Source organism: Oceanococcus sp. HetDA_MAG_MS8 (assembly GCA_019192445.1).
In the GTDB taxonomy this organism is placed as follows: Bacteria; Pseudomonadota; Gammaproteobacteria; order Nevskiales; family Oceanococcaceae; genus MS8.
Window position 1 is genome coordinate 78,408 of record JAHCMK010000001.1, and the last position, 26,611, is coordinate 105,018.

The 26,611-nt window shown below is 58.0% G+C and carries 22 protein-coding genes; 3 read left to right on the top strand and 19 right to left on the bottom strand.

The window, feature by feature from the left end:
* Positions 1–3: 3 nt before the first annotated feature.
* The 9 genes from KI787_00345 to KI787_00385 are packed head-to-tail and all read right to left on the bottom strand — an operon-like array spanning position 4 to position 8,328.
* The gene (locus KI787_00345) at positions 4–1,458 is read right to left on the bottom strand and encodes a hypothetical protein (protein ID MBV6628379.1); all 1,455 of its coding nucleotides are present in this window, start codon (positions 1,456–1,458) and stop codon (positions 4–6) included.
* The gene (locus tag KI787_00350) at positions 1,455–1,841 is read right to left on the bottom strand and encodes a cation:proton antiporter subunit C (protein ID MBV6628380.1); all 387 of its coding nucleotides are present in this window, start codon (positions 1,839–1,841) and stop codon (positions 1,455–1,457) included. The genes KI787_00345 and KI787_00350 overlap by 4 nt, the downstream gene beginning before the upstream one ends.
* On the bottom strand, positions 1,834–2,295 hold the full coding sequence (locus tag KI787_00355; protein ID MBV6628381.1) for a hypothetical protein: 462 nt from the start codon (positions 2,293–2,295) through the stop codon (positions 1,834–1,836). Before KI787_00355 ends, KI787_00350 begins: the two co-directional genes overlap by 8 nt.
* Positions 2,292–2,813 carry a DUF4040 domain-containing protein gene (locus KI787_00360; GenBank protein MBV6628382.1) on the bottom strand — a complete coding sequence of 174 codons (522 nt, stop codon included), beginning with the start codon at positions 2,811–2,813 and terminating at the stop codon, positions 2,292–2,294. The genes KI787_00355 and KI787_00360 overlap by 4 nt, the downstream gene beginning before the upstream one ends.
* The gene (mnhG, locus tag KI787_00365) at positions 2,810–3,109 is read right to left on the bottom strand and encodes a monovalent cation/H(+) antiporter subunit G (protein ID MBV6628383.1); all 300 of its coding nucleotides are present in this window, start codon (positions 3,107–3,109) and stop codon (positions 2,810–2,812) included. Before mnhG ends, KI787_00360 begins: the two co-directional genes overlap by 4 nt.
* Positions 3,106–3,378 (bottom strand): hypothetical protein, encoded by a 273-nt coding sequence (locus KI787_00370; GenBank protein MBV6628384.1) that lies wholly within the window; start codon positions 3,376–3,378, stop codon positions 3,106–3,108. The genes mnhG and KI787_00370 overlap by 4 nt, the downstream gene beginning before the upstream one ends.
* Positions 3,375–3,845 (bottom strand): Na+/H+ antiporter subunit E, encoded by a 471-nt coding sequence (locus KI787_00375; protein ID MBV6628385.1) that lies wholly within the window; start codon positions 3,843–3,845, stop codon positions 3,375–3,377. Before KI787_00375 ends, KI787_00370 begins: the two co-directional genes overlap by 4 nt.
* Positions 3,842–6,694, bottom strand: coding sequence for a DUF2309 domain-containing protein (locus KI787_00380; GenBank protein ID MBV6628386.1), 2,853 nt, complete (start codon positions 6,692–6,694; stop codon positions 3,842–3,844). The genes KI787_00375 and KI787_00380 overlap by 4 nt, the downstream gene beginning before the upstream one ends.
* A 2-nt stretch (positions 6,695–6,696) precedes the next feature.
* Positions 6,697–8,328, bottom strand: coding sequence for a SulP family inorganic anion transporter (locus KI787_00385; GenBank protein ID MBV6628387.1), 1,632 nt, complete (start codon positions 8,326–8,328; stop codon positions 6,697–6,699).
* 626 nt (positions 8,329–8,954) lie between these two features.
* Between KI787_00385 and KI787_00390 the strand changes: the two genes are divergently transcribed.
* Entirely contained in the window at positions 8,955–9,962 is a 1,008-nt protein-coding gene (locus KI787_00390) for a hypothetical protein (protein ID MBV6628388.1), read from the top strand.
* Positions 9,963–10,081: 119 nt separating this feature from the next.
* On the opposite strand, the gene KI787_00395 is transcribed toward KI787_00390, so the two are convergent.
* The gene (locus KI787_00395; protein MBV6628389.1) at positions 10,082–10,993 is read right to left on the bottom strand and encodes a LysR family transcriptional regulator; all 912 of its coding nucleotides are present in this window, start codon (positions 10,991–10,993) and stop codon (positions 10,082–10,084) included.
* Between the two features lie 263 nt (positions 10,994–11,256).
* Between KI787_00395 and KI787_00400 the strand changes: the two genes are divergently transcribed.
* Entirely contained in the window at positions 11,257–13,878 is a 2,622-nt protein-coding gene (locus KI787_00400; GenBank protein MBV6628390.1) for a penicillin acylase family protein, read from the top strand.
* 247 nt (positions 13,879–14,125) lie between these two features.
* Positions 14,126–16,315 carry a hypothetical protein gene (locus tag KI787_00405; GenBank protein ID MBV6628391.1) on the top strand — a complete coding sequence of 730 codons (2,190 nt, stop codon included), beginning with the start codon at positions 14,126–14,128 and terminating at the stop codon, positions 16,313–16,315.
* Between the two features lie 654 nt (positions 16,316–16,969).
* Here KI787_00405 and KI787_00410 read toward each other — a convergent pair.
* From KI787_00410 to KI787_00450, 9 genes are all read right to left on the bottom strand, one after another.
* Positions 16,970–17,659: a hypothetical protein gene (locus tag KI787_00410; protein ID MBV6628392.1), complete on the bottom strand. Its 690-nt coding sequence runs from the start codon at positions 17,657–17,659 to the stop codon at positions 16,970–16,972.
* A gap of 59 nt (positions 17,660–17,718) precedes the next feature.
* Entirely contained in the window at positions 17,719–18,471 is a 753-nt protein-coding gene (locus KI787_00415) for a hypothetical protein (protein ID MBV6628393.1), read from the bottom strand.
* A gap of 81 nt (positions 18,472–18,552) precedes the next feature.
* Complete coding sequence (locus KI787_00420) at positions 18,553–20,310, bottom strand: hypothetical protein (protein MBV6628394.1); 1,758 nt, start codon at positions 20,308–20,310, stop codon at positions 18,553–18,555.
* The gene (locus KI787_00425; GenBank protein ID MBV6628395.1) at positions 20,310–22,715 is read right to left on the bottom strand and encodes a hypothetical protein; all 2,406 of its coding nucleotides are present in this window, start codon (positions 22,713–22,715) and stop codon (positions 20,310–20,312) included. Before KI787_00425 ends, KI787_00420 begins: the two co-directional genes overlap by 1 nt.
* Before the next feature lie 210 nt (positions 22,716–22,925).
* The gene (locus tag KI787_00430) at positions 22,926–24,242 is read right to left on the bottom strand and encodes a replication-associated recombination protein A (GenBank protein ID MBV6628396.1); all 1,317 of its coding nucleotides are present in this window, start codon (positions 24,240–24,242) and stop codon (positions 22,926–22,928) included.
* Between the two features lie 21 nt (positions 24,243–24,263).
* Positions 24,264–24,428 carry an isochorismatase family protein gene (locus KI787_00435; GenBank protein MBV6628397.1) on the bottom strand — a complete coding sequence of 55 codons (165 nt, stop codon included), beginning with the start codon at positions 24,426–24,428 and terminating at the stop codon, positions 24,264–24,266.
* A 113-nt stretch (positions 24,429–24,541) separates the two neighbouring features.
* A complete protein-coding gene (locus KI787_00440) occupies positions 24,542–25,552 on the bottom strand; it encodes an AgmX/PglI C-terminal domain-containing protein (GenBank protein ID MBV6628398.1) in 1,011 nt (336 codons plus the stop codon).
* Complete coding sequence (locus KI787_00445; protein ID MBV6628399.1) at positions 25,549–26,079, bottom strand: biopolymer transporter ExbD; 531 nt, start codon at positions 26,077–26,079, stop codon at positions 25,549–25,551. Before KI787_00445 ends, KI787_00440 begins: the two co-directional genes overlap by 4 nt.
* Complete coding sequence (locus tag KI787_00450; GenBank protein ID MBV6628400.1) at positions 26,076–26,609, bottom strand: biopolymer transporter ExbD; 534 nt, start codon at positions 26,607–26,609, stop codon at positions 26,076–26,078. The genes KI787_00445 and KI787_00450 overlap by 4 nt, the downstream gene beginning before the upstream one ends.
* Between the last annotated feature and the right edge of the window lie 2 nt (positions 26,610–26,611).

Below are 26,611 nucleotides of genomic sequence, written 5' to 3' on the forward strand. Positions count from 1 at the left end.
GGTTTAGGCGCCTGTAGAGGCCAGCAAAAACTGGAAGACCGGGTCGCTGAACAGGCCCAGCAAAATCATCGCGGCTGCTGCTGAACCCATGCTGAATCCCAAAGAGGGGGGTACGACCGCAGCTCTAGCAGTGTGCCCCGAGGGTTGGTGAAACCAGGCCGCAAAAACCTTGACGAAGTAGGCCAGGGTCAGCAGGGTGGAGGCCACCACGGCAAAGGCCGCCAGGTAGTGCTGCTCCTGCAGAGCACCCAGGATGATGTTCCATTTGCCGAAAAAGCCTCCAGTTGGCGGTAAGCCGACCATAGAAATGGCCACAATGATCAACACGCTGCTCAGCCAAGCGGAACGGGTGGAGGCTTGGCGGAGCTGGTCGAGGGTATGGGCGCGGTAGTAGTGCACTAGCGCCCCAGCCAGCATGAACAATGCGGCCTGCATCACCGCATCGTTGATCAAATAAAACATCGCTCCGGCAAAGGCAGTGGAGTTACCCAGGCTGGCACCAATCAAGATCAACCCAATATGGCCAATGCCGCCATAGGCAAACATGCGCTTGATGTCGGTTTGAATCAGGGCCAAGGCTCCGCCCAAGATGGCGGCAATAATTCCCAGGTCCTCCAAGAACACCAACACCGGCACATGGCTGACCTCTACCCCCGGGGTGATCAGCGAATACTCGATTCGTACCCAGGCCACGATGGCCACTTTGGTAATGGTGGAAGCCAGCAGTGGCGCCACCGAGCTTGGCGCCTTTTCGTAAGCATCCGGCAGCCAGGTATGTAGCGGCAGTAGCGCCATCTTGATGGCCAAACCCAGGAACAAAAAGCTGAGCCCGCCAACCACGGCGGTGGAGGTCATCAGGCTGGGTAAACGCTGCGCCAAGTCGGCCATGTTCAGGGTGCCCGTGGCCGCATACAGATGGCCGACGCCCAATAAATACAAAGTGGCGCCAAAGGAGCTTAATAAGAGGTAGCGATAGGCATAGACCAAGGCTTTGCCTCCACCAATACCCACCAAGGCATAGGCTGGCAAAGCGGCAAGCTCCAGGAATACGAAAATATTGAAGAGGTCGGCAGCGAAAACAATGCCCACCAAGCCCGAGAGCATGAGCAAGATGAGGGTGTAATAGGGTGTGCTCTGCCTTAGCTTGCTGGGGACCACCAGGCGCCCGTACAGCAGCGAGAGCAAAGACACTCCGCTGATGGTGAGCACCACAACTGCGGCGAGTGGGTCATCGAGCCAGGCAATGCCAATGGGGGCCGCCCAACCGCCCAGTGCATAGTGGATGCTGCCGGTGCTCAGAACCACGCTGAGATTGATGGCCGCCAGGACCACTAACAAGCCCATGATAAGCAGGGTCAGAGGCTGGGCCAGAGCGCGGTTTTTCGCCGTGACTAAGGGCAGAGCTACGCCACCAATAAAGGGCAGCAAAAAGAGCAAGATGGGAAGTTGGTGGCTCACTCTGGCTGCTCCAAAACCTCTTGCTCATCCAGGCTGCCAAAGCGCCTATAGATGCCGGTTACCAAGGCCAAGGACACGCCTAAGGTGGCCACCTGCACCACGATGGCGGTCACTGTGAGCACATGGGGAAGCGGATTGGCATAGGCGCCCACATCAATGGCAGCTTGCGCAGCGCTTTTCGCGTCAAGCACCGGTACCGTTGCTCCATCCTTGGCACTAAAGGCCACCAAGAAAAACACGGCACTGGTTTGGACGATGTACAGGCCAATGAGCTTTTTCACCAGGTTGGGGTGTACGGCCATGATGTACACCCCCCATAAGAACAAGATCACGAACACAATGAAGTTCGGTCGCTGGGCCCAGGTTTGAATGAGCTCAAGCATGCTCTTGGTCCTCGGTGCTGAGGGGGTCTTGATCGGCGGCCAGGCTCATCGCGATGGAGACTCCGGTGACCGCCACATCGGCGGCAACGCCGACCTGAGTGAGTAGGATGCCCAGGTAGTGCCGGGAGGACTCATCCATACCCGGTATGGGCAGATGGGAATAGTTCAGGTACTGACCCCCACCAATCAGGCACAAGCCGCCCACCCCGGCGAAGATCAGCAGGCCCACGCCGTCGCCGTGCAGAATCAGCCGGGCCAAACGTGAGCCCTCTGAACCCACGCCATAGATGAGGATGGCCAGAATCATACTCGCGGCCAAGATCACGCCGCCCACAAACCCACCTCCAGGGCCATACTGACCAAAGAGCAACACATACAGCCCGAACAGTTGGGCAACCGGGATGACCACTCGGCCCAGGGTTTGCACGATGACGCTGTCGTGAGAATGAATCATGGCTTGTTCCGTAGGATGAGCACGCAGGCAATACCGGCGGTAAAAATCACCATGGTCTCGACCAAGGTATCCAGGGCGCGGTAGTCCATGAGCACCGCCGTCACCAGGTTCGGGGTGCGGGTTTGGTCCAAGCTGTCGGCAATATATGTGGGCGACACATGGGTGCTGGCAGGCGATGCCGGGTCGCCAAAGGCGGGCAGATCACCGGCTCCATAGAGCAGCAAGATGGCCAGCGCCGGTAAGCTCACAAAGGTGATCCAGGGCATGCGCGAGGCCCGAATGCGGGTGTCCTTTTCGGCGGCGTTAAATAGGGTGAGTAAGAAGAACACCGTGGCGAGACCAGCCCCGACTACGGCTTCTACAAAAGCCACATCCACCGCGCCCAACGAAGCCCAGACCAAGGCCAGGGTGAAGCTGTAGGAGCCCAAAATAAACACGGCCGAGATCAGGTCCTTGACCATCAGTGCGCCAGCAGCCGTCATCACCAGCAAAACCAGTAGGGGGATCTCCAGGGTCATGAGGGGTCCTTTGGTGTAGGCCGGGCCCCGGAGCGATACGCAGCCCGAATAGTGGCATGCGAAATCACGGGGTTGAGCAAATAAACCAGGCCCAGCACCACCAAAATCTTGAGAAAGTTCTGGTTGAAGCCCTCATAAACGGCCAAGCCCAAGAGCACCAGAGCCGCGCCCAGAGAATCGGTGAGTGAGAGTGCATGCACCCTGGAGAATACGTCGGGTAAGCGCAGCATCCCGATGGACCCCACCACCAAAAAGAACAGCCCCGCCAGCATCAAAATCACCGCGAGCACCGTCATGATTGGCTACCCCCGCGTTGTTCTAAAAATTTGGCGATGGCCAAAGCACCAACCAGGTTGAGGAGGGCATAGCCGGTGGAAATGTCCACGAACATATCCACCCGGTCGTAGACGGTACCAATCACTACGATCAGCACGATGGCCTTGGTGGAAATGCCATTCAGGCCAAGGACGCGGTCATAAGGCGTGGGGCCGCGCACCACCCGGAACAGATACACCAGTATCAATGCGGCCAAGGTGAGCACCATGAAGTAAAAGAACGTGGTCATGCAGAGGTCTCGGCCTGGGGAAATATCCGCGCCACGCGTGTTTGCAGCTCCCCATCGAGGATGCCTTGCGCCGCGCTGGCATCCAGGGCATGGACCACCATGGTGTGCGGGTCAATCTCCACTGTGATGGTGCCCGGCGTCAGGGTGATGGAATTGCCCATGGTGACCAGCTCCGCTTTGCCCTTGAAGCTCACAGGCTGCTCGATAAGACGCGGCGCGATGGGGAGCTTGGGATGCAATATCAACCAGCTCACCTGCAGGCCGCTCTTGAGAATCTTGCCCAGTAGCCACGGGATGAAGAGCAGGGCTTGCCTGAGGTTGACCGGCCGCGCCGGGGCTTTGCCAATGCCATTGAGCCAAACGATGCCTACAGAGAAGGTGGCGCCGGCCAGTAGGTGCAGCGGGTGCAAAGAGGTAGAAAGCGCCAGCCAAAGCAGGAATAAAGCTAGTGTCGCCAGGATTTTCACAGGGTGATGGCCTCCCATTCCCCAGCCGTGTTGTAGCGCTGGAAGGTCCAGTTGGAGGAGTCCACAGCTACCAGGTTTACCCAGCCATTGTGGAAGAACTGCTGCAGCACCGCATGCTTGGCAATAATGCCCGTGATGATGTCTGGCGAGGCTTCGATCAGCGCCAGCAAGCGCATGGGTTCATGAAAATGCTCGGGCCCATCGTTCACGGTTTGTAAGGGCAAGCCGGTGGCCAAATCGCTTTGGGCCCCATACATCACCCCAATTCCGGCCACGATGTTGTGAATGACCTTGGAGCCGCTGCCGTACTTCCAAGGATCGGTGGCCGAGGTGTAGTACTGCATGTTGATCCACTCGCCCACCACCAAGGGTGCGGTCATGATCTTTTCTAAGATCTCACCCTGAGGGTCGATGGCTGGATCATAGGAGTGCAGAAAGCAGCGGCCTTCTAAATCGATACCTTGGGTCAGCGCACGGCGCCCGATGATAAAGGCGGCATTGCCGGACAAGCCCCATTCCGGGCGGGTGCTGGCCCAGTCGGCGCTGCGGGTTTTGACGTGCTCCCAGGCCTGCTCGGCATTGAGCCCTTTGGGGCTGTCGGGGATGCGTTGGACGCGTTCCCAGGCTTGTTGCCGGCCGCCCTGGGCGAGCTGTTGCTCCAGCTTGTGAAGGTCGGGTTGATGGGAGGCGGGTAGCTCACACAAATCGTAAAACTCAACACGGTCGGTGGTGGTGTTGTGTTTGGCGGCTAAAAACCAGGTGTCTTGAGGGATCTGCAGGCCGCGTTCGGCCAGTGCCTGGCGCACCTCAGGGTTGTTGCCCATGGCCGCAAAAGCGCGGGCATTGGGATCCCCATGCCGGCCTCCACAGGCACCGCAATCCAGAGCAGCGGAGTAGGGATTATTATCGGTGGTGCTGCCGTGCCCGCAGAGCACCACAAAGCGCCCAAAGTTCTCTATCAGGCCAATGGTGCGTAGCCCGCCGGCAACAAAGTCGGCTTGTTGGGCAATGCTAAAACCCTGGGGCAGAGTAATAGGCCGGCCGCCCACGGGCTGGGACTGGGCTTGCTCCGAGGGGTCGATCTGGGTGGCCACAGTGGGGGCAAAGAAACCGCTCAAAGCCGATTGCAGCCCTGCAAAAGCTCCACCGAAAAGGGTCTTGCCCAGCAGACCCAGGCTAAAGAGCAAGCCCAGTACATCCACCAGCAAAAAGGCGGCAATGGGGTTGTGCTTTAAGTCATGGAATAAGTGCTGGCCCAGCTCGCGCCAGCGTGTTCCCGCAGCGTAGTCTTGGAGAGCATCCTCCTGACCCCCACGCGGTAGCTCCACCGAGGCCTGGCCGGGGGTGAGCAGCACCGGGCACAGGGGGAGGGACTCTTCGGTGTCGTACCCACGGTGGCTGATGGGTATTCCAAAGAAGCCGGCGTAGCCGAAGGTTTGCACCTGACCCGTGGCTTCGAAATGGCGGCGGAAAGGCTCAGAGCGCACGTCAATGCAAAAGGCCGCTTGAGCCAGGGGGCGCCCTTCTACTTCTGGAGTAGAGGCTTTTTTCTCGGCGATTTTGCGCAGCAAGCCGCAGCGATAGGAGTCTTCATAGGCCTCCAGCCAGACCGCCTGGTGCTGCTCCTCCGGAAAGGCATCCATCCAGCCCAATAGCGTCTCCGCTTCGGCCTGGTTGAGTGCTCTGATGGTCGCGGGAGAAAGATCCAGACATTGGGCGAGCTGGAAGAGCCGCCAGGCTTGGGCGCATACCTGGGCCGTATTGGGGCCGGGTATCTGGCTGCGGGCCAAGCCCCGGGACTGGATGGCCGCACTGATCTCGGCCAAGGTGCCCGCGCAGCCCAAGTGGCGTCGTGCCGCCACGGCGACCAGTTCCACCTCGTAGAACATTCGTACCGCAAGGTACTGCACGGGGTCGATGGGGTAGGCGTTTTGAATGGGGTCTTCGGGGTTGAGACCCCGCCAGCGAACCAAACCCGTCCAGCCAGGCAGCTGGGCAAAAGCTCGGCTTAAATATTCCAACCAGCGTGATGCCGGAATTTGTAGTTGCTTAAAGGCCTGCAAAATAGCCTGGTGCGGGTCATCTGGGAGCTGCGCAATCTTGGACTGACTGCCTTTGATCCCCATCAGCGCCGCGCTGGAATCGTATTGCGCCAAGGCCTTCCAGGCGGCAAAAAATCCCCCTGCTTTGGCCGGCATTTCCCAACTGGCCATGCCTTCATCCACGAAGGCCGACAGCCATTTGATGACCTGGGCATCAATGTCTGCAACTACGCTGCTTGAGCAGAGCTGGTCCAGCCAGTCGCTGAGCAATTGATGTTGGGGTAGCTCCACCGCCACATCGGTTGTGTTGGTGGCGGCTTCGGGATGGGTTTGCGGGTCGTCGAGTTTTAAGCTGGACAGTACGGCCTGCCAGAGCTCGCGTAGGTCTTCACGCTGAGGCTGCTGAGGGCCTGCTTGATAGGCCCGCCCAGAGGCAAATTCCCAGTCCAGCAGTTTGGGCTCTAAGGGGCGAATGCCATGGACCACTGTGGCCTGGAGAACCTCGGCCGAATGAATGAGCCGCTTGCCGGCCTGAATGCTCCCTTCAAGCTTGGGGGCAAGCCGGATCATGGCCCTTTCTAGGCTGGTGGCCTGGATACGCCCGGCGCTGTACAGCTCGCGATATTCCTGCGTGGGTAAATAGCCGCGTGCCCCGAATAACTTCTGCCCCTGATCAAAGGCGGTATCGAAGGGGAGATGCTCCAAGCCCTGCAATGGGTTATGCGACACATACCCTTTCATCGGCCAGAAGGGTGAGACTGGCGCTAAGGCTTCCTCAATCTGGGTGTGCAGAGCGCTTGCGGTCATGCTTAGCTCGACTGCTTGCGGGCTGCGAGTGGATGCGCGGAGAAGGGCCGATGATGCTCCAGACCGACGATGGCTAATTCTCGGTCGCTATCAGCGAACTCGGTTTGCAGTTCGTCCAGACTGGCCATCACGGTATGGTCAACAAAGCGCGTATCCGACAGGTCCACCACCACCTTCTTCGCTGTTTGCTGGTCGATGCGGCGTTTCAGCCCGATCCAGGTACTAAACAAGGCAGCGTCATGCACTTTGATACGGGCCACGCCGGCAGCGTCTGTGCTGATGTCGGCTGAGGTACGGATTAAAGCGGAGACACCCACGCCATTGAGCACATGAATGGCGACCTTCACCGCAATGCCAATACCGATGCCCATCAGCAAGTCCGTAGCGAGCACCCCGATGATGGTGGAGACAAAAATAATCAGTTGCTCTGGTCCCACCTTCCACATGTGGATGAACTCTTGGGGCGACGCCAGCCTAAAGCCGGTGAACACCAACATGGCAGCCAGTGCCGCCAGTGGAATGCGGTCGATCAGGGAGGGAACCAGGGCCACAAAAAGCAGCAAAAACACCCCATGGAAGAGGTTGGCAAAGCGCGTACGGGCGCCGTTATCGATATTGGCCTTGCTCCGCACGATTTCCGAGATCATGGGCAAGCCACCCACAAAGGCCGCGGCGGTATTGCCCACACCCACCGCGAGCAGGTCGCGGTCGGCATCCGTTTTTCGCCGCCAAGGGTCGATTTGATCCACCGCTTTGGCGCTGAGCAAGGATTCCAGGCTGCCAATCAGGGAGAACATGATCACGTACTGGATACCGACTGAGGTCAACACTCCGGAAAAGTCCGGGAAGACCAAGGCGGTAAACATGTTGTCCGGCACGTCCACCAAAAACTGCGGGCCGAGCGTATGCACGGCGTCGCCCAGGGTGTAGCTGCCTGCGGCACCAATGTCGAAGTACACGCCCATAGGCACCGCAACCAACAGCACCAGCATGGGTGCCGGTACCAGCTTGAGCTTGGGGTTTTTAATGAGCGGGAAGCAGAACATGATGAACAGGCTGATACCGCCGATGAGAGCGATGACCGGGTTCATTTGGGCGAAGTACTGCGGAAAGGCTGCCAGCCGTTCCAAGGGCGCTCCCGAGGCGCTTACCCCCAGGGCGATGGGCACCTGGGTGGAGATGACAATGACCCCGATTGAGGCCAGCAAACCATGGACCGCTGCTGTGGGGAACAAGGCGCCCAAGACGCCTGCGCGGAACAGACCGAAGAGGATCTGCACCACGCCCGCGACGACCCCCACGCCCAAGGCCATTCGGTAGGCTTGTAAATCCGCAGCCGGGTCTGCGCCGGCGGTGTAGCCAAAGCCAGTGACACAACCCAGGGCCACCACGATTAGTCCTGCAGCCGGCCCTTTGATGGTGAGCTCTGAATTGCTGATAAAGGCGGAGAGAATGCCGCCAATAATGGCGGTAAAAACCCCGGCAATGGCCGGATAACCGCAGGCCAGTGAAATGGCCAGACACAGGGGCAGGGCGATCAAAAACACCAAAAAGCCCGAGAGGGCATCGGCTTTGAAGTTGGACTTCAGCCCAGCGAGGTTGCCCCTAGGAACCGGGGTATGTGCTGCGCTCATAAGGCCGCTCCCCGCGCTGTATACCATTGCGGGTTTTGCCACCAACCAGACCCCAACCGAGCCTGTCGCAGGTTATTCATCGCTCCCCCATGTATTGCCGTGTCTCAAACCTAGGCGAGGGGAGGATTTAGATGGTCACCGTCCCATGCAGAGATTGCAGCCCCACAACAGCGACAGAGGAACACCATGCCCGGGAACGTGGTGTTCTCTCAACCATCTTTTGGTCTCCCCGGTGCCTGCATCCTAGTAAACCTTGGCAGGGATGTCGATTAGCCCTGAGTCTAAGCTTGGCTGTGGTCCGCCTAAGAGCACCCAGCTCTTAGGCGGAATGGTGTGACCTAGAGGCAAGCAATACTCGCCCCCGGCAGAAGCTCTTGCAGTGATGTGCGCCGTGAGCTGTTTGGATTGGGTAGTGGGAGTCGCCCTGATGGCTGTTTGCGGTGGCTGTCTGCGCTGCCAACTTCGGCTGCACACTCTGCGCAAAGGCTGGACAGTTCCGGGGCTAGAGTAGACACTCGCCGCCACGAGGAGATCGGCTTCTAGCTCGCACATAGTCGCGCTAAGCGCGACCAGGCTGTTGTTGTAGTCGCGGTTTCCCCTTTGTTCATCGCCTAGGAAGAGACGCTATGAAGCACTGGCCTCGCCAGGCGCTGTTGGGGCTGATCTGCGCAGCATTGATGGCATGCGCCGACAACAACGCACCAGACCTCAGCCAAGCTACCGAGCTAGCTGTACCGGGTGCTTACTTTCTTGCCGATGAGCCCCTTTGTCCACCGCCGCAGTGCTTTGAAGTTCGTATACCAGTAGCCGACGACATGCAGGTCAGCGATGACCGAGTGCGGGTGGTTTTGCCCAAAGGATATGCGGATCAGCAGAAAACTTGGCCGGTGCTTTACCTCTTGCATGACGCACCCGGTGACTACCGCACCTGGACTGAAACGGGAGCGGTTTTCGAGCTCATCAAAGATCTACCGCTGATCGCAATCATGCCGGATGGTGGTGGGGGCAATCCCGGCTGGTATTCCGACTGGGAGGACGGCAGTTTTCAATGGCAGAGCTATCACATGGGAGTCATGCTGCCGTTTTTGGAAGCTCACTTGAAGGTAGGCACCGAGCCGCTACGTGCGATCGCCGGCCCTTCCATGGGCGGATATGGGGCCATGTACTACTCAGCCAGTTACCCCGGGCGCTTTGTCGCTGCGGCTGGCTTTTCCGGCGCCGTGGATTTTCTACATCTGGATCGGGTGAGTGCCCTTTACGCCTTCTTGGCAGGCTTTAGCGGTGTGGCGCCCAGCAATGCCATCTGGGGCGACCCGCTCAGCAATTACCCGCGCTGGCAAGCCCAAGACCCGGGAACCCAGGTGGAGGGCCTACGCGGTATGCGCATTCTGCTCAGCAGCGGCAATGGCCTCCCCGGCGGTCCTTACGACAATCTGCCTGCCGGTTTGCCCGAATACGGCATCGAGCCCATCTTGCTGACCATGAACCAAAGCTTTGCCGATACGCTTGCGGCCGCGGGCATTGAGCACGACACGTGGTTCTACGGGCCGGGTTATCACAACTGGCCTTATTACCGAGATGCTTTTATTTGGGCCCTGCCGCAGTTGCTGCAAGCATTGGGTGTCGTTGGTTAACGCTTACAGGCCCTTGGTGCAGGTTGCATGCGCGCTTTGCGGAAATGCTCGGCCAGCCCATTGGCTGACCAACATGTCGCTACACAGCGCTGGGGTAGAAGTGCGTGTTGTTTGGCGTTTTAGTCTTGCGGCCAGCTTTGAGCGACTTTGTCAGCTTGGCGTCGCAGTTGTTGTCTTAGCCAGTTGTGAGCAGTATCTCGTTCTTGGCTCCTGTGCCAATACATCATCACGCTAACTGGGGGCAGCCGAAAAGGGACACGCCGGCAATGTAGCGGCATTAACGCTTGATAGTGCCGGGCCAAAAAGCGTGGGAGGGTGAGAATCAGATCTGTTCTCGCGGCAATGTGGCAGGCAGAGTGATAGCTATTGCCTCTTAAAACGACATCTCGATAGTGGCCAAGCCGTTCAAGCTCGAAGTCTTCGTAGACGCTGCCATGGTTCCGCCTAGAAACAGCAATGTGCATGGCCTGAAGGTAGGCCTCAATCCCCCATGTTGTTTTTGATGCTGCATGGCCTTTCCTCATCACCACGCACATTTCGTCCGTGAGGATGGGTTCGTTGGCAATGCCTGCAGCGACCCGCTGAGGGACATCGACAACAATGTCTACATCGCCGCTGGATAAGTGTCGGACCAGGTCGTCGCGACCTATGCGTAGACTTTGCAGCCTTACGTTCGGTGCTTCAGACCTTAGCTGACGCACGAGCTCTGGCAGGAGCGGTAGCTCTAGAGGCTCCAGAAGGCTCAACACAAACTTTCGATGTGAAGTTTCTTTATCAAATGTTTGCCCCCGCTTGGCAGTGCTTTGAAGGGTCAGTAAAGCCCCGGCGATATCGTTCGCTATTTCATGAGCGAGCGATGTGGGTTGAATGCCACGCCCATGCCTTTCGAACAAGGGGTCATGGAAGTGTTCTCTCAAACGCGCCAGTGAGTTACTCACAGCCGGTTGGGTGATGTGCAGCTCCTTCGCCGCTTCTGTCAGGGACCCAGAGCGATAGATGGAGTCGAAAGCGCGAAACAGATTGAGATCCATGACTTCAAAACATCACTAGCAGTGATGTCTTTTATCACAAAAATAAATTTGACTTATCTAGAGGGCGTTTTAGGCTATTCGCTAACTCAGAGGGTTAGCTCCTGCTCGTCATCACGCTAGATAGCGACCGGCAGCGGGCAAGCTCTGGTGCTGCTGCGCTTGCTGAAGATCCCTTTTGAGATCGGGGCATGCCGACTGCTGAAGGGGGCTTTCTCACGATCTAGGGATACGACTTCAGCGCACTGACCTACGGAGACTTCACAATGCGTGTTTTGATTTGGGTGTTGATCCCTCTATTCGTATCTGCCTGTCAAGGCGGTCGCGAGAGCACGCAGGAGTTTCTCTCCAACAGTAGCGATCCAACTGTCGATCTCGGCAGTCGTGCTGACGAAGATTCCGAAAAGGACATGTCGGCCACGATTTACCGCACGGAATATTCCATTCCGAATATCGTTGCCGACGATTATCTCGGCCTGGGCTATGGCGTTGGCTATGCGCAGGCTGAGGATAACTTCTGCATTCTGGCTGCGGTTTGGGTGGGTCTGGAAGGCAGGGCTGCGATGTACTCGGGGCGTTACCTCGGGCCGGGAAGGGCAAACAGGGATCTTTATCAGACCTTTGTGAACGCTACCGTTGATTTTGACAATTACCTCACCAGACCACTGCCACATGGGTTGACTGGGGAAGCATTGGACCTAGTTGACGGCTACATACATGGGTACAACGACTACCTCGCCAAGTTCGGTGTCGACGGCATCCCGGATGAGGACTGTCGCGGCCAACCCCATATTCGGCCTATCACGCGGATTGATATCGCACGCAGAATTTATGATGTGGTTGGCAATGCCGGTCGCGATCTTGTCTGGCAGGGTATGGTTGAGGCGGAGGCGCCGGGCGTCACGAGCGTTCCTAGTTTGCCCAACGAGGTGCCTTTCGTAGGACGAATCCCTGTAGTTAGCGACGTCATCGACATCATAAACGACCTCGTTGAAGAGCTTACGGGCCAAATACCTACTCGTTCGAGCAACTCAGAATCCGAAGTTCCGCCGGCCGACTTGATTCTGGCCTTGGGCAAGGCTTTTGCGGATCGTGTGGAGCATGGCGGTTCAAATGGCGTCGCGCTGGGTTCTGAAGCGACGGACAACGGGTCAGGGATGCTACTGGCTAATCCTCACTGGGGGTGGGATGGGCCGCTGCGGTATTGGCAGTCGCATGTGAATATTCCCGGCGAACGACATGTGTCAGGGGCTGGCTTTCCCGGATTGCCCATGATCCTGATCGGCCATAACGAGAGCCTCGCCTGGACTCATACTATCTCTGCTGCACGACGCCTTGCGTTGATGGAGTTGCAGTTGGTGCCCGGAAATTCCACGCAATACATTGTTGATGGAGCAGTCCTAGATATGGACGTGATACCGGTCACGGTTCAGGTTCGCGAAGATGATGGCAGCCTGACGGAACGCTCAACGACCTTCTATTCAACGATTTATGGCCCGGTAACAACGAGCATTTTAGGTATCGATTTGTTGCCGTGGACGCAAACCATGGCCTTCGCCCTTCACGACACCATTGGTGACAGTGCGCGGACCGTAAACCAGTTTGTCGAATCGAATATGGCCCGCACGGTTGATGAGCTGTATGAGGTTCACTCCAAGTGGCTGGGAAATCCCTTTGTGACGACTACGGTTGCTGATTCTCAGGGCAATGTGCTTTGGACGGATGTGGGGGCAGTACCCAATATTTCCAATGAGCACGCTGCTTTGTGCAATACCCCACTGGGGCACGCATTGTGGAATACCTTTGCGGTGGCGGTCCTACGGGGGTCGCTATCCGCCTGTGAGGTTCCTACTGCACCAGACTCTGTTACCCCGCAGACCATGCCCGCAGCATCACAGCCCGTGCAGAAGCGCAGAGACTATATGACGAACTCCAACGAGAGCTACTGGCTTTCGAATGCCTATGAACCGCTCGAGGGGTATTCACGTGTATTTGGTCCTGAGCGTTCGCAGCGCCAGCTTAGAACTCGTCTGGGTCATCGCATGATTCTAGAGCGGATCGAAGGCCTGACGGAGGACGGACAATCAACATTCAGCCGCAGTGATCTCCAGGAGCTACTGTTTAACAATCGCAACATGCTTGGTGAAATGTGGGCCGATGATCTTGCGGATGCTTGTGAAGCCGCGGGTAGCTTTCCCGCAACACCGTCTGAGGCTGGCGCAGAAATAATAGATGTGAGCGAGGCCTGTCCGGTGATTCGCAATTGGGGAAAGACCAACACGCTTGATGATCCTGGGGCAGTTTTGTTCTATCGCTTCTCAGCTCAGTCCTTGGTAGATCTTGAATGGACCTTGTCTTATATCGGTTTGCCTTCGACGCCGATGTGGCGGGTTCCGTTTGATGTGAATGACCCAGTCAACACTCCAGATGGGCTGAATCCGGCTTGGGTCACGGCCTATACCGCCCTTGCCGATACGGTTAAGGAATTCAAGGAGCGCGGCATTCCACTGGACGCCACGCTCAGAAAATATTCTCGGAGTAGTTATGGTGATCCAGATATCCCTCTGCATGGCGGTGTCGGGCAGATCGGGCTCTTCAACATTGTTGATATGACCTGGGGGGGCGACCACATAAGCATGGGGACACCGGGGGGGACAAGTTTCGTCCAGGTCACACAATTCTTCAAAGATGGGCGCTGCCCTGATGATCGTACGCTGCTGGTGAGTTCACAGCGCAGCCAGCATGCATGGGATCGGGCTGACGAGCAGAAACTGCTTTACTCACGCGGACAATGGGTGAATCCCCCCTTCTGTGATGACGAGTTAGCTGCAGCGCCCAAGGAGTCGACAACGTACCTCGACAATGGGGTCATCACAATTGTTGATTAATGGAAGCCCGATGAGCCGACAGAGCCTGACGGGCGCTCCCAATGATCGCAGCTAGACGTACTTCGACGAGAAACAGCTTCGCCTAAGTGCAGGTTAAAAAGCCTATAAGAGTAAGTTCGAGATGAGAAAAGACCATCATTTGCCAAACGCCGCCGAAAGACGATTGCAAACACATAAATTTGCGGCTAAGGGCCCGATTCTATGGGCTCTTTCCATATTTGCCTGTTTGACGGCTTGCAATGGAGATATGGAAGGCGGCCGTCGCTCAACTGCTGTTGTCTCGGATGCTGGCCTGGAGTTGCGGGTCCTTTCCAACCGGCCGGACTTGATCAGCGGCGGTGATGCCCTGGTCGAAGTGGTGGCCGCGGAAAGTGAATCGGTACACGTGACGCTCAACGGTGCCGACGTGTCTGATCAAGTTCGTCGGCAGGCCAATGGCCGCATCATGGGCTTGGTCAAAGATTTGAAGCTTGGAGAGAACCGGCTGAAAGCGACTGCCGATGGAGCCCAGGCAGAACTTGTAGTCATTAATCACCCTAACTTTGGGCCGGTATTTTCTGCCGGTCAACACCGACTGAAAGATTGGGACATCTGTGCCAGTGGGCTTCCCAGTGAGCTTAACGATTGCAATATCGAGGTGAGCTATCGATTCTTCTACAAATCGTCGAGCCCACTGGCGACTGGATTGACTGAATTCGACCCGGAGCAGGGGATACCGTCCGATGTGGCCCAAACCACAACGCAGACTGGAGAAACCGTCCCGTTCATTGTTCGCCGAGAGGATGGCTTTCAAGATCGCGATCGATACACGATCATGGTGTTGTACAAGCTTGATGAAGATTGGTCAGCGATTGAGCCCCAGTCGCAATGGAACCATAAACTTTTGATCACGCACGGCGGTGGCTGCAACATGAGCTTCCAGCCGAGCAGCCCGGTACTGAGTGACGTTAGCGGGGTCACTGGGTTTGCCCCGCCGCCCTTGGAAGACACCTATGTCATCGCACTGGGTGAAGGATTTGCGGTTCTCTCTACGGCGCTGAACAACAATGGCCATAACTGCGACCATGTGCTTCAGGCTGAGTCTATGATGATGGCTAAGGAGCGCCTGGTGGAGCAGTACGGCGAATTGCGGTACACCATTGGCACCGGCTGTTCAGGAGGCGCCATCACTCAGCAAACTGTCGCGAACGCCTACCCCGGAATTTACCAGGGCTTGCTTACAACCTGTGCCTATCCCGACAGTGTTTCGCCCGCGGTTCAGTTTTATGATAACCATCTGATGCGCCAGTACTTCGAGTTTCCCGCGCGATGGGGGCAAGGGGTGATTTGGTCGCCGCATCAGTTTGGGCTGGTTGAGGGGCACATTACTCACCTCAATGCGGTGGTTGGGGATGATGGGCTATTTCTGCCAGCCGTCACAACCAGTGGGAACTGCGCCGGAGATGCAACCTACCATCCTACGAATAATCCCCAAGGGGTTCGTTGCGGGGCCATTGAGTGGTACAAGCATATCTGGGGGACGCAATGGGTCGACGCGAAAAGTGCTGATGAGCAGATCGAGGTGACCAAGATTCCTGTCGGCAACGAAGGTATTCAATATGGTTTAGAGCTACTCAAGATCGGGCAAATCACGCCGGGCCAGTTTGTTGACCTGAACCTCAAGATCGGCGGTCTCGATTTCGATATGTTGCCCCAAGTGCAACGTTCCCGATCCTCTGATGGAGCTATTTCTGCAGCATTTCGTGGCGGAGCCGGAAATGTGGCTAATAATCTCGACACCGTTGCAATCATCAACTTCTTCGGACCTGATCCAGGCGCGGCCCACGACACAGTACATGCTTGGTGGACCCGCTGGCGCTTGGATCGCGAGTTCGGTCACCATGACAATCATGTGATGTGGGGCGGTCCCATTTTGATATTCGGTGACCCCTTCTATTTTGAGCAAAGCTTTTATGCGATGGATCGTTGGCTGACTGCCGTTGAGGCGGATGTCAGTGGGAGCCCGCTGAGTGAGCGCATCATCGCCAACAAGCCTACCGATGTTCATGACCAATGCAGCAATGGCCTCGGTCTCAAGGTGGCAGATGAAATCTGTGTTGAGCTGCTCCGCACGCCTTTCGCGTATGGAACAGCACGGACCGTGGCCGGAGCGGATCATTTGGCGACCAACTACGATTGCCAGCTCAAGCCCTTTTCCCGGGATGATGATTACGGTTTGATTCCATTCACCGAAGATCAGTGGCAACAGCTGGAGGCACTGTTCGCTAACGGTGTATGCGATTACGAACAGCCTGGGTTAGGGGAGACTACCAAGACGGTTCCCTGGTTGACTTATCAATTGGATGACGGGCGGATAGCAACTGGCGGACTGGAGTTGCCCGCCGCGACCTACCCTGCTGGCTGGGGGAGCCCCGCGTTTTCGGACATGTGGAATTGAATGCGCCAGCTTCCGCCGGCTGATCGTACTCTCGAACCCCGTTTATTGATTGTTCAAGGGTTTCCGTCAGACACCAGACCTAATGCCGATTCAGTTCCTTATCCCACAATACCAATACCTTTATGGCCTGTAGCCAGCTCCCTGTTGTGATGAGGAGCTAGAGATTGTCCCCTTGAGTCCATCAAAGGGCTCAGCGCAGATGGCAGCATCACCGTCTATTAATGGCCTGCGACATTGCTGCACTGGCGGAGGGAAATAGGCCCGCGTCTTCTCGCGAGTGAAGTGATTCAAGCAGGGGGATCGATTTCAGCGGGTCGACAAGGAGGGGACGAGTTGGGACTGTGGTTTGGCCGGTATGACGCAGAGGGAGTTCAGCTCTAGGCACGAAGCCTGAAGCTATGAGAACCAATCACCAACGCCGAAGCCCATTGGGCGACAGTTGTTGTCGGGGGTGGCCGGTCTGGATGCTATGTCTATGATCCAGGCCTCTACGAGGACAACGATAATCTAGCCGCGAGCTAAGCAAGTTGTAACGAGGCTCACTGCTCATTCGATAACTCAGCCGGTGACCGGAAGGCCCAAGAACCGAGTCGCTGTACCCGCTCAATCAGTGGTCATCTGCGACCATCTGTGGAAAACAAAGGTCACAAGATCTCAGCGGTTCTGCTGACTCTGGCGCTGAATTTCCGCCAGCCGTTCGGCGGCGTCTTTGTCGCTGGGCCAGACCACGGTGGGGAAGAGTAGAACCCGTAGCAGGCCGACGAGCATGTACAGGTAGGTGAGGCTGAAGATGATCCCGCAGAGCATGGAGATCACCTCGAAGTTGGGGCTTAAGTATTTGATGCCCCACCAGCTCATCACATCCACCAACGCAGCAGCCAGGCCCAGTGGAAAGATCCATTGATAAGGCCAGAGGTGATTGAACTGCATGGAAAAGGGCACACCAATCACCAAGAAACTGGTGGTAAAGCCAAAGAGGTGGGCGTGGGTGAAGGCAATCAGCTTGCCCAGGCTCATATTGGCAAAGTAGGCCTCGGCATCGCCGTGCAGGTGGAGCTGGTAGGCGATTTCGCTGGCACCGAAGACAAAGGCGATGGCGTAGAGGGTAATGGCCATGGCCAGTCCGCGTTTCACGCCGGTGGAGAAGCCATGCAGGTTGATGGAAATGGTGGAGCGCTTGAAAGGTACCGTGAGCCAGACCAGCGTCATCAGCAAGATGTAAAACAGGCCCAGGGCGATGGGGCCGCCAATGCTGATCCAGGGGCTGACCGGTGCGGCAACTTCAACCACGTCATCCAGAGGGATGTCGTCGAGCACGCTCAGGCCGTCTTGGGCCCAGCTCATGCTGCTCAGCGAGCAGAGCAGAACGAGTGCGAGGTGGCGTGGCTGCGGCATCATCGTTATCAGGATTTCAGACGCAGGCGCAGGATGGTGGCGGCTTTATGCAGCCCGCGCGCCAGAGCCTCATCCAGGCTATTACCGCCGGGGCGCGGCAGCTCTTCTACGGCCAGGCCCAGCACTTGTTTGTACGCCGGAGAGTTTTCCAGGCCATCCCGACCCTGGGTATGAATGGCCTGCGCTGCCGTCACTTTAAGTTGGCGGTCCGTGGCCAGCAGCACAAACAGGGTTTGGTCTTCAAACTGCGTGGGCACTATGATCGCCGTGCCCTGGGTGCGACCCTCAGCTACCGGGATGTAGATAGTGGTGTCGTCACTACTGCTCAGCGTCAGCCCCAGCTCCGCGGCGCGGGCTTTTTCGGCCTGGGTCAGAATGGCATCCAGCGGTTTGTATTGGCGAATATCCGGAAACAGCCGCTGGACTTCGCGGGGAATGAGCGCGGCCATAGACAACCAATCACCGGGCATTTTGGGAGTGGATCTCGCATCGCTAGGATGCGCTTTGGCGGCGAGTTCGGCGGCGTTACTGAAGCCGTCGCCATCGGCATCATCGTCGGCCATGGCGGCAAAGCTGCGCATGTTGCTGCCGGCGTCTTTGAAGGCCTTCCCGTAGTCGTTGAGGTCGCTGCCCCCACCGTCCTGGTGGCAGGCCGCGCAACTGGGCATGAAACCGGCATGTTGCTTGAGCATCTGGGCAAAGCGCGGTTCGGCTGCGGCGGGAAGTGAGATGACGAATGTCCCCGCCCAGAGCAGCGCCACTATGGCTGTGGAGCATCTCGAAGCAGCGAAGCCTCTACGCGGTAAAGCCGTTGTCTGGAGTGGGGCTGTCATCGTTGGAACCTAAAAATCGAAGAGCGTCGGTATCTGGGCGCGCATGGCAGCAATAGGCGATGCGCCTCCATTCTCTGCGGCCCGGGCATGGGCTTCCATCAAGGCCTCGCGCTGCCAGGAGTCCGCCGGCGGCATGAGCTGGCCTTCATTGCGGGTGCCCAGATACCGCTCGAAATCCAGCACTTCACGGATCTCGCTACGGTCCTGAATATTGGCCAGTACCGTGGCTTCGTCAGGGCCGGACATGAAGTTGAGGTCGGCTGATGGGTTACCCCGATGGCAGGCAAAGCAATACTCGGCGTAGGGCTTCAAGACAGAATCGGCAGCTAATTCCAAGGGGGGCTCGCCTTGCAAAATCGGCGGCGAAAACGCATGGCCATCGTCAAAGACATACGCCTGCGGCTCTGCTCCCAAGGCAGCACTCAATGCTTGTATTAGCGTTTCTCGCACTACGGGCTGGGCCGCAAAGAGCTCATCCGGCAGCTGTGCTGCGGCCTGTTGCAACTTGGCGGCGTCGTAGTTGGCCAGCTGCTCCAGTCGCGCCCAGTCGGCGGGGCTGAACAGTTGGGCCAGGGCATAAGCGCCGTCGAGACTAGTCGCGTCAACCCACTCTTTGGGAGGGCGCTGGCTTAAGGGGTCCAGCTCCGGCGGGAGTGGGGGCAGACGGTCGAAGGCGGCCAATTTATCCAGGCTTTGTTCGCGGGCGGGTGCCGGGGCGAAGATCGCTCGCAGCCGCACCCAGAGGCTGTCGGAATACAGCTCCTGCTCCAGCGGATTGCGATTGCCCAGGTCGTTGTTGATGTGGGCAATGCCTTTATTGGGCCATACCGCAGCTTGCGCCTGGGTCAGCGCCTGAGCTGTGCTGCTATCGGGGCTGAGGCTGGCGGGGTTCAGCCCATATTGCAGCGCGGCCGATAGCAGAGCCCGGCGGCAGGCCTGGCCTTGCTCGCCGCAGCCGTCCAGCCAGATGCGCTGGGTGACCATCAGTACGTTGCCCATATTGGTGAGGTCGTCAAAGCGCTGCGCATCATCCAGTGAACGCATCACCGGAGCTTGCTGATAATGCGTGCTTTGCAACGCCTCCTGCAGCTTGGCGCGAATATCCGGGTTGGCGTTGGTTTCCCGCCAGGGACGCACCGGGAAGATGGGGCTGCCGCCCGCATGGCAGGTGGTACAGATAGCACGCTTGGCATAGACGATGCGCGGTATGCAGCCCTGGCAGTAATCCTCCACCAACTGAAACTCAAAGCGGCCGGCAGCGCTGTTGTAGCTCAGCACCTCGATTTCGTTGGCCTCTTCGACGAAGCCCAAAAAGAGCCGGCCGCGCAGTCGAGCCGGTAACACGGCTCCGGCCGGTGGATCAGTATCGGCGGCATACACAACGCGCGGGGCGCCGAAATGGGCATGGCCTTTGAGCAAAGAGCGCCCATCGGGAATCAGCATTTGCTCCGGTTCAGCCTCGGCGCCGGCGGCCTCCTGCATGGCCGCAACCAATTTGGGAAAGGGGTAGGGCAAGCTGCCATGCCGGGCGATCAGTTGATCAAAAAGCGAGCGTGTGCCCTCCGGGGGTAGATCGTCCCGGCTCAGGGCTGCGGTGAGTGGATGGCCCTGGGAATCACTCTGGGCATCACTCTGGCGCTGCTCGGCCAGGGCTTCAATACCCGGACTAGCCTGCGGTTCTGGCCCGCAGGCACTGAGTACACCGAGCATCAATACGGCCGGCCCTAAGCAGAGCCGGCCATAGCCTTGTGCCAAACCTGCCCGCATCACATCAGTTTCAGGAACTCGGTCAGCGCATCTTTGTCGCTGCGGCTGAGGTCGATACCGAATTGGTGCCCTTTGTTTTCAACCAGGTCATCACACTTCTGATACAGAGGTGCGTGCGGGTCGGAGCTGGCGAAATAGGCCACCGGAGTGCCCTTGCGCACCGGTAGTTTGATCAGACCTTGGCCATCTTCACGCGGCGCCAGCCAGATGTCCTCGGTGGTTCCGGTGATTTTCGGGCTGCGGTGTGGTTCGCGGCTGGGGTCGTCAGACATCAGCAATTCATCCATGGCGAGGTGGTATTGCTGTATACGTCCGCGAACGCTGGTATCGATGCCTCCGTCTTCGGTATAGGTGAGTTCCCCGATGGCATTGTTGTGCAAGAAGGGCGCATGAGACCACACCGACAACAGGGAAATATTGCGGTAATAGCCGGGCCCGCCAGGGCCGATGTCCTGGGTGCCAAAGGCGCGCCCACCTAATCCCGGAACCATGCGGTTAAAGCGTCGCGGTACCGAACCAGGGGAGGGGCGGTCTTGATAAGTTTCCGAGGCGAACTCTTCCCAGATATGGCCTTTGTTGTGGTTGTCATGTCGAGCCCGGCAGGAGTTGGTGCCAATCTCGTTAAAGGGCTCGGGGTTGTCATTGCCCAGCCAGTCCTGGCCAAACATGCCATCGCGGACGAACTGCGCCGGACGCAAGCGGCCCTGGTCGTCTTTCTGCATGTATTTGCGCTGGAAGGCTTCAGAGTTGCGTACGGCCGCCGGGAATTCGTACTCCCAGAAGGCTTCGGCGCCAAATACATGGCCTTCGTAGAATTTCTCCAGCGCGTCTTTGTCGCCGACGATGGTTTCTGGCGGTACCCGGGTGGAGTGGCATTGGGCACATTCGCGGGCGAAAACTTTACGGCCCTGTGGGACTTGCTCTAGGTCGATGAATTCGCGCCCTGGGGTGCCGTCTACGTCCGTGGCATTGAGCAGGTAGAAGGGACCACCGGCGAGCAGGTACATGGCCATGTCTGGCATTTTGGCATCGGCATAGTTCCAGGCATCGCAGTCACGCGCACATTGCTCGATGCGCATGGGCTTTTGCGCTGCGTCCTCGCCGAAGAAGGTGCCCGGAACCGGGAAGTTGGGTACCCAGCATTCTTCGGTGCACATGCCGATGTTCACGTACACGCGGAGTAGCGCCAGGCGCTCACCCACGGAGTCTTCGCCGCCCTTGAGCACATGTAGCGTGGGTGCAGTACTCATTTCCCCCGTAATCGGGTGCTTCATCTCATGTTGAAACACCCGCTTGTTCATGAAGTCGGTGATGTTGTTCTGGGTGCCGGGGTTGTGCATGAAGTCGTTGGGGTTCAACGAGGTATCTACGGTGCCTGGGCGCGCCGCAGCCACCGCCTGCACCGAGAAGTGGTCACGCGGCACCGCCGACAGGAAGGCCGCCAGCGGCTGGTTCACATACTGGTTGCCAATATGCCCGGTGATGTTTTCCCACTCCGGCTCATTGGGGTTGGCTGGCGGGTTGGTAGGGTCGAAGGCCACATGGCATTGCACGCAGGGATGACCAATGGCGAAGCGCTGCTGCTTTTGCATTTCACCCTCGGTGTAGGGAGTGCTGCGCGGGTCGAAGACCACCTCTCCATCCGGCCCATACTGTGGCTCTTTGAAGTACTTGCGATAGCCCAGCACGCCCGTGGATTTGGGGTCTTCGCACTTATCCAGCCAGAAGGTGGAGGCATCGCCTTGCTCACAATCGGGGTCGTTGATCAGCCCCCATTTGCTGAAGCGGTAAGGCCGATGCTTGGTATGCATCCACTCGGCGTAGTGCATGTTCTCTTCGCCGATGGTGCGGGCCAGGTGAATCTCGTTGAGATCCTGGTTGCCAAAGGTGCCCTTAAACCAGGTATCGCGGCCGCGGCGCACCATGGCGCGCATGGCGGCGGCCTGCACCGGGTCGGTTTTCTCCAGCTCGGTAAACATGCTGGCCACAATGCGGCAGCCCTCGGCGTCGTAGCCGGTGGGCTGTGGCTGGTCGCAGGGCGGAGGTGGGTCCTGCGGAATGGGCACAATATCCCAGGTGATCGGCCCGCCGCGCTCATGGGTGGCGGGGCTAGTACCGTCTTTCCAAACCTTGCGTGCGGCGAGGGTGTCGTAGAAGTGCTTTTCGAACCAGGCCGCGTGTTCCTGATATTGTGGGCTGCCTTCGTATACCCCAGTGATACGACCGAGCTCGACAAGGTCCTGGACGGTGACGCTGCGCAAGGTACGGCTAAAGCCCGCATTCTCCGCCTGTGCTCCCGTGTCGGCATGGCTGTCCGCCCATATGGGTTGGGCAGCGGCGCATAGAACGATGCCGAGCAGCGCGGCTGCTGGCCGCGACGGTAGTCGGAAATTTTGTGTGATCATTATTGTGTTCTCTCCCCTAGGTGCCCAACCACGCTGGCTGCGCCGTAATGATGGAGAACTTGAGACGGTCATCCTCATGCCACAGCACAGATCGAGGGCTTCACCGACTGCTATGGCGCAGCAGCTTGTACTCGTTCATCTGGACTGAGGTGTCGCATCGCCCTCGTTCTCAGAGTAGAAGTGTGCGCGATCAGGCCTCCAGGGGCAACTTCATGATCGGCTTCGCGGCTTGGTTTTGGCGGGTGCAGGTGCATCTGCAAAATGGCCCTCGAAGCCCTTTGCACCGGGCTGGTAATACACATGATCTTCTAGTTCAGCCGGGCGATGCTGCTGCGCGGAGGCAGCCTCGGGGTGATCGTGCGCGTAGGCGTAGTCTGCGCCATATCCCAAGTCTTTCATTAAGCCCGTGGGCGCATTGCGTAGAACCATGGGTACGGGCAAAGCGCCGTGCTCTTTCACATCTGCAAGGGCTGCATGCATGGCGCGATAACTGGCATTCGATTTAGGGGCGCGGCCCAAGTAAGTGCAGAGCATGGCAATGGGAATGCGCGCCTCGGGCATGCCTACGAAAGCCACGGCCTCCTTGACTGCGGTGGCCACTTGGATGGCGCGTGGGTCGGCCATTCCAACATCCTCTGCTGCCAGAATCACCAAGCGGCGGACCACGAATAGTGGATCCTCGCCAGCTTCAAGCAGGCGCATGCACCAATACAGGCCCGCGTCTACATCGCTATCACGCAGGCTTTTGATCATGGCGGAGGTGATGTTGTAGTGCGACTCTCCATCTCGGTCGTGGGCCAGCCAGCTGCTTTGCAAGGCTTCGGCGACGACCTCCTGAGTAATCACGCGATGAGCAGCGAGGTCGGCAGCGACTTCTAGTGCACCTAAGAGTCGACGCGCATCGTGCCCACACCCTCGGAGCAGCGCTTGGCCCGCCTCTGGTTCCAAATGGACCTGTGGTAAGCCCCGAGGGTCCTGGAGCACACGCTTAATCAGAGTTTGCAGCGCGGCCTCGGATAGAGGCTCTAAGGTGAGAACGCGCGTACGCGACAGCAAGGGCGCAATGACTTCAAACGAGGGGTTCTCGGTGGTTGCACCAATCAAAATGACGGTCCCGGACTCCACATGCGGTAGTAGGGCATCCTGCTGAGCCTTATTAAATCTGTGGATTTCGTCCACAAACAGAACGCTCTGACGCCGATATTGGTTCCAACTCTGCTCAGCCTGATCTATGGCGGAGCGGATATCTTTGACGCCGGAGAGAACGGCAGAGAGCGCGATCATCTCTAGGCCACAAGCCTGGGCTAATAGTCGTGCCAGGGTGGTTTTCCCGCAGCCTGGCGGGCCCCAGAGGATGAGGGATCGTAGAGCGCCCTGGGCGACCATGCGCTGCAAGATGTGACCCTCTCCCAGCAAGTGACTTTGGCCCACAACCTCGTCCAACTGCTGTGGACGCATGCGCTCGGCCAGCGGAGCACGCTCTCGCGCGCCATCGGCTGCCGCTGCGGCAAAAAGATCCTCTGTCATCAAGGCAGTTTAGTGCGGTTCTTATTTGGTCGCTAAGCGTGCATGCTGTAGCAGTGATGCGATGGCGGGTACCACCTGCGCGGTGCCGGGAACAGGGCAGGCTCCTGTAGGGCACACAAAGTCCCGTTGCATATCAATGCATAGCACCGCGCTATGTCGCCAGTCGGGCGATGTGAAGCTGTCCATGGCGCTTTCCCATCAGCGAAGCAGGGAATTAGTGTGCCCCGTCGGCGCTGGAGGCGCCAAGGTTGTCAGGGATTAAAAACGCCCCCTCACGGAGGACACTGGGCGCAATGCTCTTAGGAGGGCGAGAAGAAGATCGGGTAATTAATGGTAATTTCCGGAACGTCTTTGGCCCCGAAATTAATCAACCGTACCCGCGCGAGCACTTTGCGTTCCAGATCTCCGTCACGCAGCTCCGAGGACACTACGGACACCGCGCTGACTGCGCCCGATGGTGCGATTGTGAGTTTGATCACCAACTTGCCCTGCAGAGCAGGGTTGCGACGAAGGGCGCGGTTGTAGATGGCGTAAATACCACCTTTGTTGCGGTCCATGATGAGCTGGATTTCCTCCAGCGAACGCCCCTGCGTGCGTTGGTCACCACCGAAGCCGGAGCGTTCCCGATTTTCGCCGAGTCCACCGCCCGCCGCTTCAATACGCTGGCCGCTGACACTACGCTGCCGCGGGCCCAACTCCGTGCCCTGTGACTGCGCACGTTGAATATCTCCAACGGAGGCCCCGCTGCCTCCACTCACATTGCCGCTGACGACATTGGCCGCGGCGATCTCATCGGCAGTGCTCGAGCGCTGCGCCTGGCGTAAGGGACGATTACGTGTTGCGCTGACAACATCTTCGGTCTGTAGGCTCTGTAATTGATTCAGAGCGCTGGCCAACTCGCGTTGGACCTTTTCCCGGGCCTGGGCACGACGATCAACCGGCGGCGGAGTGGGTGCCGGTGTGCTGATGGGCTCAGGTTCGACAGTTTCCACGGGCTCTGGGTCTGGTTCTGGTACCGGCTCAGGATCCGTAGTTTCCTCGGCTTCGGGCGTGGGCTCTGGTTCTGGCACCGGTGCGAGTGTCGGCTCCGGCGTGTCGGCCTGCTTCGCCGCTTGTTCGAGTAATAATGTGGCATAGCGATCAGATAGATCTTCGCCACCACCTTCTTCTAAACCGCTTAATTGGTATAGCGGAACCAAGATGCCCAAGACCACAAAGGGGATGGCAACAACGCCAAGAATGCGTTTGAAGCGGTCATCATCACTTTGCATTTCGGCCCAGGCACTCTGGGCATAAACATTGGCCGTCATGAGCTACTCAATTGGACGGTGCTTTGCTCGCGACTGAGCACGGCAAATGAGACTTTTCCGTAATTGGCAGTCACGCAGCTGCGCATGATGCGTGTGATCAAAGCATAGGGCAGGGCTTTATCTGCCATTACAGTCACTTCGCCGCGGTCATCCTCCAACTCGGAATCAGCCTCGGGGATGATTTTCTTAGCTTGGTCACCCAAAGCCAAACTCAGTGCCGGCAAGTCGCTGGTATCTGCTTCCAAGGCGGCGCTGGTTGCCATGACCCGCTTGCCGTTCACCAGAATATCTTCAGGAGTCACCATCACCAAGACGGTCTCGCGCGCGCGTTCTTCGGCATTGGATTCCGGGAGCGCCAAAGCGTCGGTGCTTGGCAGTACCTCGACAGCTGAGGATTGCACCAATAAGAAGAAGACCAAGATGGTGAAGATATCCATCAAGGAGACGAGGTTCATGGACCCGACTTTACGCCCGCGCACGCTGCGTTTTTGCATGCGCTGACCGCGACGACTATGCGCGCTAATCATGGCTGAGACTCCGTCGATGCAATTTCGCCCAGGGAAATCTCGGGATACAACGCAACTTCAGTGCGTGTGCCCTGTGCGTCATCGACCTTGGTGCTGCGAACGGCATCCATGACTTGGATCAGAATGTCGTAGTTAATGGCCGGTTGTAGCAATACCACAGCAGCTTCTTTGCTCTTATCTTCGTCGCTGGCATTGGCTTTGACGTTGCGCAAGGCCACATTCAGTGCGTTGAAGTCGTATTCCCCAGCGTCGCTACGTGGCCATTCCACTTCCTGCCCGTCGGGTTTGCGTAAAGCCAGTCCGGATTCCCGAACCAGAACAGTCGGGGGTGGAAGAGGGGGCTCATCCTGTTCTGCTGGCGGTTCACTGGTGTCTGGTGACGGCAGTGTGACCTCGAGGATGGCCAAACGCGAAAACACGGCGGTAATGAGCAGAAACGGCACGAGAATCACCATCAGATTCAAAAAAGCCGTGATATTCAGCTCACCGGGATCACCTTTATCGCGGTGACGATGTCGACGTTGGAGCATGG